The sequence below is a fragment of the Streptomyces sp. NPDC045701 genome (assembly GCF_056432045.1).
This window is the reverse complement of record NZ_JBWKJV010000065.1, coordinates 1-14601: the sequence shown is the minus strand read 5'-3', so window position 1 is coordinate 14601 and position 14601 is coordinate 1. Positions and strand designations below refer to the sequence as shown.

The 14601-nt window shown below is 72.0% G+C and carries 15 protein-coding genes and 1 pseudogene; 7 read left to right on the top strand and 9 right to left on the bottom strand.

The window, feature by feature from the left end; genetic code table 11:
• The first annotated feature begins 125 nt into the window (after window positions 1-125).
• Together AC07DW_RS30645 and AC07DW_RS30640 are read left to right on the top strand one after the other, a co-directional pair.
• Entirely contained in the window at window positions 126-293 is a 168-nt protein-coding gene (locus AC07DW_RS30645; protein WP_478860933.1) for a DUF3046 domain-containing protein, read from the top strand.
• A gap of 290 nt (window positions 294-583) precedes the next feature.
• On the top strand, window positions 584-1729 hold the full coding sequence (locus AC07DW_RS30640) for an AI-2E family transporter (RefSeq protein ID WP_478860936.1): 1146 nt from the start codon (window positions 584-586) through the stop codon (window positions 1727-1729).
• A 300-nt stretch (window positions 1730-2029) separates the two neighbouring features.
• On the opposite strand, the gene AC07DW_RS30635 is transcribed toward AC07DW_RS30640, so the two are convergent.
• Complete coding sequence (locus AC07DW_RS30635) at window positions 2030-2779, bottom strand: hypothetical protein (protein WP_478860932.1); 750 nt, start codon at window positions 2777-2779, stop codon at window positions 2030-2032.
• Window positions 2780-2931: 152 nt separating this feature from the next.
• Here AC07DW_RS30635 and recA point away from each other — a divergent pair, with 152 nt between their 5' ends.
• Both recA and recX read left to right on the top strand, forming a co-directional pair.
• Window positions 2932-4071: a recombinase RecA gene (gene recA / locus AC07DW_RS30630; protein ID WP_478860931.1), complete on the top strand. Its 1140-nt coding sequence runs from the start codon at window positions 2932-2934 to the stop codon at window positions 4069-4071.
• Between the two features lie 4 nt (window positions 4072-4075).
• A complete protein-coding gene (gene recX, locus AC07DW_RS30625) occupies window positions 4076-4645 on the top strand; it encodes a recombination regulator RecX (protein ID WP_478860930.1) in 570 nt (189 codons plus the stop codon).
• Window positions 4646-4707: 62 nt separating this feature from the next.
• Here recX and AC07DW_RS30620 read toward each other — a convergent pair whose 3' ends face one another.
• From AC07DW_RS30620 to AC07DW_RS30585, 8 genes are all read right to left on the bottom strand, one after another.
• Window positions 4708-5094, bottom strand: a complete 387-nt coding sequence (locus AC07DW_RS30620; RefSeq protein ID WP_478860935.1) for a rhodanese-like domain-containing protein — start codon at window positions 5092-5094, stop codon at window positions 4708-4710.
• A complete protein-coding gene (locus AC07DW_RS30615) occupies window positions 5085-5621 on the bottom strand; it encodes a cupin domain-containing protein (protein ID WP_478860929.1) in 537 nt (178 codons plus the stop codon). The genes AC07DW_RS30620 and AC07DW_RS30615 overlap by 10 nt, the downstream gene beginning before the upstream one ends.
• Window positions 5622-5710: 89 nt before the next feature.
• Window positions 5711-5797, bottom strand: coding sequence for a putative leader peptide (locus AC07DW_RS30610; RefSeq protein ID WP_478860934.1), 87 nt, complete (start codon window positions 5795-5797; stop codon window positions 5711-5713).
• A 272-nt stretch (window positions 5798-6069) separates the two neighbouring features.
• Window positions 6070-7668 carry an FAD-dependent oxidoreductase gene (locus tag AC07DW_RS30605; RefSeq protein WP_478860928.1) on the bottom strand — a complete coding sequence of 533 codons (1599 nt, stop codon included), beginning with the start codon at window positions 7666-7668 and terminating at the stop codon, window positions 6070-6072.
• A 195-nt stretch (window positions 7669-7863) separates the two neighbouring features.
• Window positions 7864-8799, bottom strand: a complete 936-nt coding sequence (locus AC07DW_RS30600) for an amino acid ABC transporter permease (RefSeq protein ID WP_478860927.1) — start codon at window positions 8797-8799, stop codon at window positions 7864-7866.
• Complete coding sequence (locus tag AC07DW_RS30595) at window positions 8796-9443, bottom strand: amino acid ABC transporter permease (protein ID WP_478860926.1); 648 nt, start codon at window positions 9441-9443, stop codon at window positions 8796-8798. Before AC07DW_RS30595 ends, AC07DW_RS30600 begins: the two co-directional genes overlap by 4 nt.
• A 297-nt stretch (window positions 9444-9740) precedes the next feature.
• Entirely contained in the window at window positions 9741-10664 is a 924-nt protein-coding gene (locus tag AC07DW_RS30590; protein WP_478860925.1) for a glutamate ABC transporter substrate-binding protein, read from the bottom strand.
• Window positions 10665-10727: 63 nt separating this feature from the next.
• Entirely contained in the window at window positions 10728-11513 is a 786-nt protein-coding gene (locus tag AC07DW_RS30585; protein WP_478860924.1) for an amino acid ABC transporter ATP-binding protein, read from the bottom strand.
• 272 nt (window positions 11514-11785) lie between these two features.
• On the opposite strand from AC07DW_RS30585, the gene AC07DW_RS30580 reads away from it, so the two are divergent.
• The 3 genes and pseudogenes from AC07DW_RS30580 to AC07DW_RS30570 all read left to right on the top strand — a co-directional run.
• Window positions 11786-12514, top strand: a complete 729-nt coding sequence (locus AC07DW_RS30580) for a response regulator transcription factor (protein ID WP_478860923.1) — start codon at window positions 11786-11788, stop codon at window positions 12512-12514.
• Window positions 12515-12536: 22 nt separating this feature from the next.
• Entirely contained in the window at window positions 12537-13958 is a 1422-nt protein-coding gene (locus AC07DW_RS30575) for a sensor histidine kinase (RefSeq protein ID WP_478860922.1), read from the top strand.
• 115 nt (window positions 13959-14073) lie between these two features.
• A pseudogene (locus AC07DW_RS30570) lies at window positions 14074-14551 on the top strand (transposase); the annotation flags it as partial.
• Between the last annotated feature and the right edge of the window lie 50 nt (window positions 14552-14601).

Sequence of the window (14601 nt, the reverse complement as noted above, 5' to 3'; positions counted from 1 at the left end):
GCGGCAGCAGCCTGATAGCCACACCCGATACCCCTGGGCGTCCCCACCCTACGAATGGGAGGACCAACCCGTCCAAAAAGGTAGAGCAGCCTGACCAGCCGCCGAATTAGCCACCAGGGTCGCGGATGGCGGACCACTTCGGTGAGGTCTACGCCGAGTCCTTCGCTCGGGACCATGTCATGTCGGAGCTGGGCGGCCGGACGGTGTACCAGGCGCTGGACGCGGGGTGGGAGGCGAAGGACGTGTGGCGCGCGGTGTGCGCGGCCGTGGGCGTCCCGGCGGACAAGCGCTGACGGCCGGCCCGGACGGCGGACCCCCGCAGACGATGTGCGGCCGGGGCGGCGGCCGCGCGCGGGACGGTGGTCACCGGGCTGGTGGGCCGGATGTCGTAGTCGTGCGCCACACTTGCCCCGTGGCCCCGACTGACGAGACCGAGACGACGAGCACCGCGCCGACGACCCGCGAGCCGGAGACCCGCGAACCCGCGCCACCGGCCACGAACACGGCCGCGACCGTGCCTCCGAGCAGGACCGCGGCGCCGGGGGCGGCCACCCCGGCCGGAGGCGGGATCCCCGCCGCCCGTATGCCCCGCTGGCTGCCGAAGGCCATGGTGCTGGCCCTGGCGCTGTACGCCTGCTTCCAGCTGGGCAGTTGGGCGTTCCACCAGCTCATCGGCCTGTTGGTGAACATTCTGATCGCGTTCTTCCTGGCGCTGGCGATCGAGCCGGCCGTGGGGCGGATGGCCGCCCGGGGGATGCGCCGCGGTCTCGCCACCTTCCTGGTGTTCTTCGTCGTCCTGGCGGCCGGCGTCGGGTTCGTCGTGCTGCTCGGCTCGATGCTGGCCGGCCAGATCGTCGACATGGTCGAGGACTTCCCCCAGTACCTCGACTCGCTCATCAACTGGATCAACCACACCTTCCACACCGAGCTCTCCCGGGTCGAGGTCCAGGACAGCCTGCTGCGCTCCGACTGGCTGCGGAAGTATGTGCAGAACAGCGCGAGCGGAGTGCTGGACGTCTCCGCGACCGTGCTCGGCGGGCTGTTCAAGCTGCTGACGATCTTCCTGTTCTCGTTCTACTTCGCGGCAGATGGCCCGCGGCTGCGCAGGGCCCTGTGCTCCGTCCTGCCGCCCGCCAAGCAGACCGAGGTGCTGCGCGCCTGGGAGATCGCCGTCGACAAGACCGGCGGCTACCTGTATTCGCGCGGGCTGATGGCGCTGATCTCCGGCCTGGCCCACTACGTCCTGCTCCAGTCCCTGGACGTGCCGTACGCGCCCGCGCTCGCCGTCTGGGTCGGCCTGGTGTCCCAGTTCCTCCCCACCATCGGTACGTACCTGGCCGGCGCGCTCCCCATGCTGATCGCCTTCCGGGAGAACCCCTGGTACGCGCTGTGGGTGCTGGTGTTCGTGGTGGTGTACCAGCAGTTCGAGAACTACGTGCTACAGCCCAAGCTCACCGCGAAGACCGTCGACATCCACCCGGCGGTCGCCTTCGGGTCGGTCGTCGCCGGCACCGCGCTGCTGGGCGCGGTCGGGGCGCTCATCGCGATCCCGGCGGTCGCCACCCTGCAGGCGTTCCTCGGCGCGTACGTGAAGCGGTACGCCGTGACGGAGGACCCGCGCGTGCACGGCCACCGGCGGCACGGCGAGGCCGTCCTCGCCCGGGTGCAGCGGGCCCTGCGCGCCAAGAGAGAGCTGGACGACCGCAATCCGCCCTCCCGCGGCGCCTGAGTCCCCGCCCGGGCCGGATCACCGCTCTCCCGCAGGGCCGGGTCACGGATGGGACGGGCGGCTCGCCCGGTGCCGGAAGGCCCACCGGGCCCAGCCCTGGACGGTCACCAGGAGCGGGGTGATCATCGGCAGGGCGGGGACGAGCAGGGCGAGCGTGGCGCCGTCCGAGGCCGAGGCGGCGAGCGGTACGGAGAGGCCGGCGGACCGGCGGCGCGGCCATGAGGGCGCCGGTCGGCGCGAAGGACTGCCACGCGCGCGTGCGGCCGGTCAGCCGGCGGGCGCGCTCGTACGGCGGCCCGGTCAGCCGTACCGAGACGAGCCGGCCCCGTGGGCGGCGAAGAGCGCGGCGACGGCGGAGGCCTGGCCGGCGGGTACGACTCCGTCGACCAGGCCCTCACCCGCTGGAAGGACCTTACGGCCCTCCACTGGCGGCGCTTCGAGGCCGGCGGCGTCGGGTTCGAGGAGCAGCGGCGCAAGCGACCACCGCTCACGCCCCCGGTGGCCGGGGTACCCGGCGCCCCCGGGAAGAGCGCGGCCGGCAACCGGCCCCACGAGAGGCGGGCGCGGTCGTCGGGCGGCCTCGTCGGCCTGCCGAACCCCCAGGGTGGCGCGCAGCTCGCGCGGGGCGCCCTCGCTCGTCGCCCTGACCGCCTCGAGGACGTCGTGGACCTCGCGGGCGGTGCGCAGCCGTTTCTCGGTGGCGCTCTGCCGCGCCCTCGTCCCCCCGCCTCCCGCTCCCGCTCGGCGGCGAGCGCCCGCCGCGCGGCCCGCTGCGCGACCTCGTGGAGGTGCGAGCGGCTCGCCGCCGTGCCCCGCCCGGAGCGTCGCCACGGCCGTCCGGACGCCGACGAACAGCGTGACGCCCGTGTCGGCCGCCCAGACGGCCGCGCGGCTGTGCCGAGCGGGGGAGGGGTGGCCCTGCCACGAAGAATGTGCGCCGGCCGGATGCCGGGCGGCGCCCGCGCGCTGGCGGGTCAGCCGCGCGGGCCGCGCCGGCAGGAGCGGCCCGCGGCCGGTGTGGCTCGCTTGACAGTGAAATCGAACATCCATTCTTATGGGGTTCCGGCCCGGGATCGCGGGGGCGGCGAGGTGTCGGCCGCCGAGTTATCCACAGGTCGGAGGGACGTCGGGGCCCATTGTCAGTGGCAGGGGTTAGCGTCTTTGACGTGAAGCGATCGACTCAAGCAAATCGGGTGGAACCCATGGCAGGAACCGACCGCGAGAAGGCGCTCGACGCCGCGCTCGCACAGATTGAACGGCAATTCGGCAAGGGCGCAGTGATGCGCATGGGCGAGCGGTCCAGGGAGCCCATCGAGGTCATCCCGACCGGCTCGACCGCGCTCGACGTCGCGCTCGGCGTCGGTGGCCTGCCCCGTGGCCGCGTGGTGGAGGTCTACGGCCCGGAGTCCTCCGGTAAGACGACCCTGACCCTGCACGCCGTGGCCAACGCGCAGAAGGCCGGTGGCCAGGTCGCGTTCATCGACGCGGAGCACGCCCTCGACCCCGAGTACGCCCAGAAGCTGGGCGTCGACATCGACAACCTGATCCTGTCCCAGCCGGACAACGGTGAGCAGGCCCTGGAGATCGTGGACATGCTGGTCCGCTCCGGCGCGCTCGACCTGATCGTCATCGACTCCGTGGCGGCGCTCGTGCCGCGTGCCGAGATCGAGGGCGAGATGGGCGACTCGCACGTGGGTCTCCAGGCCCGTCTGATGAGCCAGGCGCTCCGCAAGATCACCAGCGCGCTCAACCAGTCCAAGACCACGGCGATCTTCATCAACCAGCTCCGCGAGAAGATCGGTGTGATGTTCGGCTCGCCCGAGACCACGACCGGTGGCCGGGCGCTGAAGTTCTACGCCTCGGTGCGCATCGACATCCGCCGCATCGAGACCCTCAAGGACGGCACCGATGCGGTCGGCAACCGCACTCGCTGCAAGGTCGTCAAGAACAAGGTCGCGCCGCCGTTCAAGCAGGCCGAGTTCGACATCCTCTACGGCCAGGGCATCAGCCGTGAGGGCGGCCTGATCGACATGGGTGTCGAGCACGGCTTCGTCCGCAAGGCGGGCGCCTGGTACACGTACGAGGGCGACCAGCTGGGCCAGGGCAAGGAGAACGCCCGCAACTTCCTCAAGGACAACCCGGACCTCGCCAACGAGATCGAGAGGAAGATCAAGGAGAAGCTGGGCGTGGGCGTCCGGCCCGAGGCCCCGGCGGCGGCCGAGACCGCCACGGACGCGGCGGGTGCGGCGGGCACGCCGGCCGCGGACGAGTCGGCGAAGTCGGTCCCGGCTCCGGCGGTGAAGGCCACCAAGGCGACCAAGACCGCGGCCGCCAAGGCCTGACCCCATGGTCAGGCGCACCGAATGGCCGGGCGACAGCCCCGACTCGTCGAGGGCCGAGAAGGAGCTGTCGCCCCAGGATCCGGCTGAGCGGGCGCGGGCGATCTGCCTGCGCCTGCTCACCGGGACCCCCCGTACCCGCAAGCAGCTCGCGGACGCGTTGCGCAAGCGCGAGGTCCCGGACGAGGTCGCCGACGAAGTCCTCTCCCGCTTCGAGGACGTCGGCCTGATCGACGACGCGGCCTTCGCGGGGGCGTGGGTGGAGTCCCGGCACCACGGCCGGGGCCTGGCCCGCCGTGCCCTCGCGAGGGAACTGCGCACCAAGGGGGTGGACGCCGAGCTGATCGACGAAGCGGTGGGGCGACTCGACTCCGACCAGGAGGAGGAGACGGCCCGCGACCTGGTCGCCCGCAAGCTCCGGGCCACCCGCGGCCTCGACCGCGACCGCCGGCTCCGCCGCCTCGCGGGCATGCTCGCCCGCAAGGGCTACCCGGAAGGCATGGCCCTGCGGGTGGTGCGGCAGGCGCTGGAGGCGGAGGGGGAGGACACGGACGACCTGCCGCACGAGGGCTTCTGACCGGGCCCCCGATCGGCGGGATGACGGACCGCCCCGCGACCACCGCGCGGGGCGGGGGAACGTCAGGGGCCGGTGACCGGCAGGCCCTCGGCCTTCCACGCCTGGAAGCCACCGATGAGGTCGGTCGCCCGGTGCAGGCCCAACTGGTGCAGGGAGGCAGCCGCGAGGGACGACGCGTAGCCCTCGTTGCACACCACCACGACCCGCAGGTCGTGGCTCACCGCCTCCGGGGCGCGGTGGCTGCCCAGGGGGTCGAGGCGCCACTCCAGCTCGTTGCGCTCGACGACCAGCGCCCCGGGGATCAGCCCGTCACGCTCGCGCAGCGCCGCGTACCGGATGTCCACCAGGAGCGCGTCACCCGTCCCGGCCGCGGCGAACGCCTCGGGCGCGGTCACCCGGTCCAGACCCGCCCTGACTCGCTGCAACAACTCGTCGATGTTCACTGCCAGTCCTCCGGACGCTCGACCTGCTCCAGCCGAAGCACCGGGCCGGTACGGCTGAAGCGCCGGATCAGCGGCAGCGGCGGGTAGTACGCGTGCACCGACACGGCGTGCTCGGCGGTCGACTCGTTGAGCACCTCGTGCACATGGTGCCGGCCGAAGGCCCGCCCTTCGCCGGCCGGCAGCAGACGCTCGCGGTCGACGTCCCCGTTGAGTTCGAGCGCCCGCCATCCACCCGAAGGCAGCCGCACCGACAGGGAGTTCTCCTTCAGCGCGCCGCGCGCGGTGGCGAAGGCGCCGAACGACTCGGCGTGGTCGTGCCACCCGGTGCCGGTGCCGGGCGGCCAGCCGATGAGCCACGCCTCACTGCCGCCCGGACCGTCGAGCCGCACCCAGGTGCGGCCCTCCGGGTCGAGCGGGAGGGAGGCGATCAGTTCGGTGTCGGCCGCGGTGCGGCGGACGAAGTCGAGGAGCCGGGCAGCGGTCGGGACCGCCGCCCCGGCCTCACGTACGGAGGCGGAGACAGACTGGGACACGGAAGAACCGTCCTGAGGTCCTGGACATGAAGTCGCGGGAACGCGCGCGGGACAGCGACACCGGCGCGCGGGAGGAAAAAGAGGCGAGTTCAGCAGGACGGACGACACACGCAGCCCGCGTAGCGGAGCAGGTCCATATGGACCCTCCGCCACAGGCGCACATCGGTGCCGAGCATGATCGGGAGTACAGCACGTACTCCCGGCGCCGTCAAACGACGCCGACGGTGACGGCGCGCGGCCGGCGCAGCGCGTCGACCGGCCGGGCACATCGGCAGGGAACGCCGACCGGGCCGGCCGGCCGGGTACAGCGCGCGCCGACCCGCCAACACCGCGTCGACCGGGCAGGCACGACGACCGCCGCACGGTGCAGGCCGCCGCACCACGGCCACCGCCCGGGGGCCGGTCGTCACGCTCCGGAGAGACGCCGACCGCCGGGCGACGGCGGTCCTCACATGACGTCGGCCGTCCGGTCGGCGCGGACCGGTGAGGGAGCACCGCCACGCACCGCGTCGGCCGCCGCGTACAGCTCCTCGGGGCGCACCCCGCCGAAGGCCGCCGCAAGGTGTCCGTCGGGCCGCACCAGCAGCACGGTGTGCGCGGCCGCCCCCGGATACGTCTCCGTGACCAGCACCTCGCCCTCGACCGGCAGCGCGGAGACCGCCTCCACCAGCCGGGGCATCAGGCCCGCGGACATCCAGTGCCGGCGGTCCCACACCCCCGTGCCCGGGGCGACCAGCACGGCGAGGAGCCTGCCGCGCCCCAGCCGGTCCCGCAACCGCGCGGTCGTGCCGTCCTCCGGCGCCGTGACGCGCACGTCCTCGACCGGCGCCCCCAGCGGCGTACCCACGCTCGTGTGCGCCTCGGCGTGCGGAGGCGCGAGGGGGGAGTGCGGGTACGCGGGCGGCGCACCGAGCGGGCCGCGCCCCACGTGCCCGTCCGTCAGCAGCGTGTCGTGCCCGCCGCCCCGCAGGTACGTCCGCAGTCCGCCCGCCCCGCGCAGCACCGGCAACGACTGGTCGGCCGCGCGGAGCCGGGCCGCGACCGCGGTGCGCCGCTCGGCCTGGTAGCTGTCCAGGAGCACGTCCGAGGCGCCGTGGTGCCACGCCAGGGCGAGCTTCCACGCCAGGTTCTCGACGTCCCGCAGCCCCTCGTCCAGCCCCTGCGTACCCAGCGCGCCCAGCAGGTGGGCGGCGTCCCCGGCGAGGAAGGCCCGCTCCACCCGCCACCGCTTCGCCAGCCGGTGGTGCAGCGTGTAGACGCCCGTGTCGATCAGCTCGTACGTCGGAGCGGCGCCGCCGCACCAGCCGGCCAGCGTCTCGCGGATCCGGGTCACCAGCGCGTCGGGCGTCACGAGGTCGCCGCGCGGCGGCAGCAGCCAGTCCAGCCGCCAGCCGCCGTCGGGCAGCGGCCGGGCCGTGACCTCCTCGCCCACGCCGCGCCACGGCGGCTGACGATGCAGCAGGGCCTCGTCCGGCCAGGGCAGTTCCACGTGCAGGGCGGCGACGGCGTGGCGTTCGACGGCCGTACGCCCCGGGAAGCGGACGCCCAGCAGCTTGCGCACGGTCGACCGGGCGCCGTCGCAGCCGACCAGGTGGCTGCCCCGCCAGGTCGGCCCGGACCCGCGGGTGTGCGCGGTGACGCCGTGCGCGTCCTGCTCGATGCCGTCCAGGCGGCTGTGCGTGACCACCCGCACCAGTTCGGGGTCCGGGAGCGCGGCGATGGCCTCCCGCAGCCCGCGCGTCAGGGCGTGCTGCGGGATGTGCAGCGGGGACGGGGCCTCCAGACCGAACTCGACGTGCCGCATCTGCTGCCGGCGGCGCATCGACCGCCAGCCGGTCCAGCGCGCTCCCTCGTCCCGTACGGTGGCGCAGCCGAGCCGCTCCACGAACGCGGCCGTGTCCGGGCGGAGCACGGCGGTGCGCGCCGCGCGAGGCTCCTCCTTGCCGGGGCCCTCGTCCAGGACGACGGCGGGTACGCCCTGCGCGGCGAGGGCGAGGGAGAGCGCCAGTCCGACCGGGCCGGCGCCGACCACGATCACCGGGTCCACGGTGCGACTCCTGTGGCGCCTACGGCCATGCGGTGAGCAGGGGAAACACGGGAAAGTGCGGCTGGAGCCCGACGGGACGCGATCACAGAACGTATGCAACCCACTGCGGGTGCTTGCGTCAAGTGACGGGGGCAGCGGCGCGACCGCCACTGCCCCCGTACACCACGTAAGACACCCGGATGATGTCACATACCGTCAGTTGCCCTTGGACGCGGCCCCGCCGTCCCCACCGGCGCCGCCGCCGAGCAGGATCGTGTTGGCGGCGGCGTTGCCGGCGTCGCCGCCGAGGACGGCCGCGTTGCCGGCCGGCGCGGCCGGTCCGATGCCCGTCTTGGCGCGGCGGCCCCGCTTCTCGATCCAGGTCGCGAGCGCGGACAGCGCCAGGCACATCGCCACATAGATGGCGCCGATCACCACGATCGTCGACACGTACGGGTACATGCCGTTGACCTGCGTGTTGGAGGCGATCAGACGGGCGGTCTGGAGCAGCTCGGGGTACAGGATGATGAAGCCGAGCGAGGTGTCCTTGAGGGTCACCACCAGCTGGCTGATGATCGTCGGCAGCATCGCGCGGACGGCCTGCGGCATCAGCACGGTCGTCATGACCTGCGTCTTGCTCATGCCGAGCGCGTACGCGGCCTCCCGCTGGCCCTTCGGTACGGAGTTGACGCCGGCGCGCAGCACCTCGGCCTGGACGCAGCCGTTGTAGATCGACAGGCCCACCGCCAGCGCCCACATCGAGTAGTCGGTCAGGAAGCCGACCCACACGGCGTAGATGGTGATCAGCAGCGGGATGGAGCGGAACAGCTCGATGAAGCCGGTCGCCAGCCACCGGACCGGCTTGTGGTCGGAGAGCCGGCCCACGGCCAGAAGCACTCCGAGTACCAGCGAACCGACGGCCGCGATGGCGAAGGCCTTCAGGGTGGCGAGGAGGGCGTCGGCGATGTTCTGCCGGATGCCCGCGTAGTTGAAGATGTCCCACATCTCGGGGGCGAGGTGCCCCTTGTCGCTCAGCCGGACGATCGTGACGGCGAGCAGCCCCAGGATGGCCAGGGTGCCGAGGACGGCGTAGACGCGGTTGCGGATGACGGCCTTGGGGCCGGGGGCGTCGAAGAGAACGCTGGCGCTCATCGGGCGACCTCCATACGGCGCTCAAGGATGCGGAAGACACCGCTGATGGAGAAGGTGACCGCCAGGTAGGCGAGGGAGACCCAGATGAAGATCGGGACGATGTCGTACCCCTCCTCGCTCATCAGCTTCTGCCAGCCGAACAGTTCGGTGACGCTGAAGGCGCCCGCGATGGCCGAGTTCTTGGTGAGCGCGATGAGGATGGAGCTCAGCGGCGGCAGCACGGTGCGGGTCGCCTGGGGCAGCACGATCAGCCGCAGCGTCTGCGAGAACGTCATGCCGAGGGAGCGGGCCGCCTCGGCCTGGCCGAGCGGCACGGTGTTGATGCCGGAGCGGACGGCCTCGCAGATGAACGACGACGTGTAGAAGCCGAGCGCGATCGAGCCGAGGACGAAGGCGCTCATGCCCGGGAACAGGATCTCGGGAACCACGAACGTCGTCACCAGGAACAGCAGTGTCAGCGGGGTGTTGCGCAGCAGGGTCACCCACGCGGTCCCGAACCAGCGCAACGGCGGGATGGGGGAGACCCGCAGGCCGGCGATGACGACGCCGAGGACCAGCGCGATGGCGGTGCTGACGGCGGTGATCGACACGGTTCCTATGAAGCCGTCGCGGAACTCTGAGAAGTGGTCGAGCAGTACGTTCATGGGGTCTCCGCGTCGGCGGTCAGCGGCTGGCGGTCGAGGTGGGTGCGGGGCGGGGCGGGCGACGTGCGTGCGTGCGTGCGTGGGAAGCGGTGTGTGAGGCGCGCGTGGTGCGTGTGCGTGGCGCGTGGTGCGCGTGGTTCCGGGTTCGTCCGGCGTGTACGCGGCGCCCGTGGTGCGTGCGACACGAACGTGCCCATGGTGTGTACGGGACGCCTGGACGAGCGGCGGCGGGCCGGGCAAGGGGCGGAGCGCCCCGTACGCGTCAGGTACGGGGCGCTTCGTCCCGAAGCGGGGCGGTCAGTAGCGCTCGATGGCCGGCGGCGCGGTGAACCCGGAGCCGGACAGACCGAGGGTGGCCTCGTAGATCTTCTTGTACGTGCCGCCCTTGATGTTCTTCTCCAGCGCGTTGTTGACCGCGTCGCGAAGGACCTTGTCCTCCTTGTTCATGCCGATGCCGTACGGCTCCTGCGTGAACGGCTTGCCGACGACCTTCAGCTTGCCGGGGTTCTGGGCGGCGTAACCCTTGAGGATCGCGTCGTCCGTCGTCACCGCGTCGACCTGCTTGGTCAGCAGCTGCTGGACGCAGTCCGAGTACTTGCCGAGCTCGGTGGTCTCGGCGCCGTACTTCGGCTGCTTGATCTCCTGCAGCGGCGTGGAGCCGGTGATGGAGCAGACCTTCTTGCCCTTGAGGGCCTCCGGGCCGGTGATCGAGGTGTCGTCCTTGCGGACCAGGAGGTCGGCGCCGGCCTTGTAGTACGGACCCGCGAAGCCGACCTGCGCCTTGCGCTTGTCGTTGATCGTGTAGGTGCCGACGTAGTAGTCGACCTGGCCCTTGGAGATGGCCGTCTCACGGGTGCTGGAGTCGACCGTCTTCCACTCGATCTGGGACTCGGTGAAGCCCAGCTCGGCGGCGATCATCTTGGCGATCTCGACGTCGAAGCCGGAGCGCTTCTTGGTGGCCTGGTCCTCGAAGCCGAGGTACGGCTGGTCCGCCTTGGAGCCCACGATGAGCTTGCCGCGCTCCTTGGCCGCCTTGAACGTCGCCGAGCCCTTCAGGTCGACGTTCGTCGCGACGACGTACTTCGGCAGCGCGGGCGCGTCCTTGGCGCCGGGCTGGACGCCGGCCGGCTTGTCGCCCGCCGAGCCCTCCTTGCCACCACAGGCGGTCGCGGTCAGCGCGAGCACAGCAACGGCCAGCGCGGCCGTCTTGCGGAGCTTCATGGTGAACATCCCTTATGTCGTGGTTCGTTGATCGTCGTGGCCGCTGGAGACCAGCGGGATCCCTCAGTGGTGAAGGATCTTCGACAGGAAGTCCTTGGCCCGGTCGCTGCGCGGACTGCTGAAGAACTGGTCCGGCGTCGCCTCTTCGACGATCCGGCCGTCGGCCATGAAGACGACCCGGTTGGCGGCGGACCGCGCGAAGCCCATCTCGTGGGTGACGACGATCATCGTCATCCCGTCCCGCGCCAGCTGCTGCATGACCTCGAGGACCTCGTTGATCATCTCGGGGTCGAGCGCCGAGGTGGGCTCGTCGAACAGCATCACCTTCGGGTCCATCGCCAGCGCGCGGGCGATCGCGACGCGCTGCTGCTGGCCACCGGACAGCTGGGCCGGGTACTTGTCGGCCTGGGAGCCGACGCCCACCCGGTCGAGCAGCGTCCTGGCCTTCTGCTCCGCGGCCTTCTTCTCCGCCTTGCGGACCTTGACCTGGCCCAGCATGACGTTCTCCAGCACGGTCTTGTGCGCGAAGAGGTTGAACGACTGGAAGACCATGCCGACGTCGGCGCGCAGCCGGGCGAGCTCCTTGCCCTCCTGGGGCAGCGGCTTGCCGTCGATGGTGATGCTTCCCGAGTCGATCGTCTCCAGGCGGTTGATCGTGCGGCACAGCGTGGACTTGCCGGACCCGGACGGCCCGATGACGACCACGACCTCGCCACGGGCGATGGTCAGATCGATGTCCTGGAGCACATGCAGCGCGCCGAAGTGCTTGTTGACGTTGCTCAGCACGACCAGGTCGCCCGCCGTCGGTACGGCGTCCTCCGCGCCCTTGGTCACTGACACTCCGCTCATCGGCTTCTTGCTCCATCCTCCTCGGTTGGGAGGACACTAAGCACGCGGTGCGACCAGCGTCATTACATCTGAGCGGAAATTGAGCATAACGATCCGGCTTCAACCGGACACTATGCGTGAACGGGGCGGCGCCGGAGCGGTGGAGTGGGGAACGGGTGCATAACGGAACCGGCCCGGTGGCCGGAACCCTCTTGACTGGTGGGCCGCGCATCAGCGTTCATGCCGAGGTGGCCGTATGGTCACCGAAGCGATCGCACCTTACGGAGGGGGCCATGAGACTGCTGCTCGTCGAGGACGACGACCACGTCGCCGCGGCCCTGTCCGCCATCCTCAAGAAGCACGGCTTCGAGGTCACCCACGCCCGCAACGGCGAGGAGGCGCTCCAGGCCGTCCTGCCCGCCGCCAACGCCGGCCGGGCGCCCTTCGGCGTCGTCCTGCTGGACCTCGGACTGCCGGACCAGGACGGCTACCAGGTGTGCGGCAAGATCCGGAAGCTCACCACCACTCCGGTGATCATGGTGACCGCGCGAGCCGACGTCCGCTCCCGGATCCACGGACTCAACCTCGGCGCCGACGACTACGTCGTCAAGCCGTACGACCCCGGCGAGCTGCTGGCCCGCATCCACGCCGTCAGCCGGCGCTCCGCCGCCGCGGACACCGACGAGAACGGCGGTGCGGGAGGCCAGGGCGGCACGGACGAGGCGGCGCCGCTGCGCCTCGGCCCGGTCACCATCGAGCTGTCCACCCGGCGGGTCGGCGTGGCGGGCACGGAGGTCCAGCTCACCCGCAAGGAGTTCGACCTGCTCGCCCTGCTGGCCCAGCGGCCCGGCGTCGTCTTCCGCAGGGAGCAGATCATCAGCGAGGTCTGGCGCACCAGCTGGGAGGGCACCGGCCGCACCCTGGAGGTGCACGTCGCGTCCCTGCGGGCCAAGCTGCGGATGCCCGCCCTCATCGAAACCGTCCGCGGCGTCGGCTACCGCCTGGTCGCGCCGGCCGCGTAACCCTGAAGCCCCTGAAGCCCCTGTGCGCACCCGACTGCTCCCCCTGCTCCTCGTCCTCATGGCGGGCGTGCTGCTCGCGCTCGGCTTCCCGCTCGCGGCCAGCCTCGCCGCCGCCCGGCAGCAGACCGTCGTCGTCGACCGGATCGACGACACCGCCCGGTTCGCGGCGCTGGCCCAGTTCGTCACCGAGCGGGGACCCGGTATCGACGAGCGGCAGTCGACCCTGCACGGCGAACTCGTCCGCTACCACGAGGTGTACGGGATCGAGGTCGGCGTCTTCTACCGCGACACCACCGCGATGGCCCGCGCCCCCAAGGACTGGGACGTACCGGAGCGGGGAGAGCCCCGCCGGGCCTTCCGCGAGGCCCTGCTGGGCCGCCGCAGCCACGACCCGCCGCAGGTCTGGCCCTGGCAGCGGAACGCCCGCCTCGCGGTCGCCTCACCGGTGGTACGGGACGGGGACGTCGTCGCGGTGGTGCTCACCGACTCGCCCACGGGCCAGCTGCGCTCCCGCATCCTGCACGGCTGGCTGCTGATCGCGGCCGGTGAGGTCGCGGCGATGCTGCTGGCGGTCGGGGCGGCCTTCCGGCTCACCGGGTGGGTGCTCAAGCCCGTCAAGGTCCTGGACGCCGCCACCCACGACATCGCGACCGGCCGTATGAACTCCCGGGTCGCGGCGGCCGGCGGGCCGCCGGAACTGCGGCGCCTGGCCCACTCGTTCAACGAGATGGCCGACAACGTCGAGGAGGTGCTGGAGCAGCAGCGGGCCTTCGTCGCCGACGCCTCGCACCAGTTGCGCAACCCGCTCGCCGCGCTGCTGCTGCGCATCGAGCTGCTCGCGCTGGAACTGCCGCCCGGCAACGACGAGATCGCCTCCGTACGCACCGAGGGCAAGCGCCTCGCCCAGGTCCTCGACGACCTGCTGGGCCTCGCCCTCGCCGAGCACGCGCCCGCCGATCTGCGGCTCACCGACATCGGGGAGCTGGCCGGCGAGCGCGTGGCCGCCTGGCGGCCGCTGGCCGACGAGAAGGGCGTCCGCCTGACCGACCGCGGCTCGGCCGTGACGGCCTGGGCCGACCCCGTCGCGCTGTCCAGCGCCCTCGACGCGGTGATCGACAACGCGCTGAAGTTCACACCCGCCGGGGAGGAGGTCACGGTGAGCGTCGCGGCCGACGGCGACACCTCCACCATCGTGGTCACCGACCGCGGCCCCGGGCTCACCGACGACGAACTGGCGCGCGTGGGCGACCGCTTCTGGCGCAGCAACCGCCACCAGAACGTCAAGGGCTCGGGCCTCGGCCTGTCCATCTCGCGCGCCCTGCTCGCGGCGGGAGGGGGCTCGATCACGTACTCCCACCACGAGCCGCACGGCCTGCGCGTCACCGTCAGCGTCCCGCGCAGCGCCCCGGAAGGTGCCCAGGCCGGCCCGAGGCCGTGTCCCTGAGGCTCGCCCGGCCCGCGACGCCCGCACGCGCGCTCGCCGCGTTGGTCGTCGCACCGCACGCCGCTACCCCCGCCCCCCTGGGGCCTGTCCGGCGGATCATGTGACGTGGACGACGCCCCGGCACCACCGTCCCGACGAGGGACTCGGACGGTCCCGGGGCGGCCTGACCCGCAAGATTCACCTCGCCGGCGATGGCGGCTGCCGCCCCATGGCCCTCCTGATCACACCAGGTCAGTGGGGTGGCGCCCCGCGGATGATCGAGGTCCTGGACCGGATCCGGGTTCCCCGACCGTTGGGCGGACGGCCCCGGTCCCGGCCGGACCAATCAGCGGCGACAAGGCATACAGTTCACGCCGCGACCGCAGCTACCTGCGAAGACGCCAGATCCGGCACACCATCCCCGAGCCCAGGGACCAGCGGGCCAACCGCCGGCGCAAAGCAGGCTTGGGCGGCAGGCCCACCAGTTTCGACCGCGACCGGTAGCGTCACGCAACGAAGTCGAACGGACCATCAACCGGCTCAAGAACTCCCGTGCGGTCGCGACCCGTTACGACTGTGAGGATGTTGGGGTGCCGCTTCGGGTGGTGGCCTGACCCGCGTTACGACTGGCCCTGGTGCCTTGGTTTTGATCTGTCGGCCACCG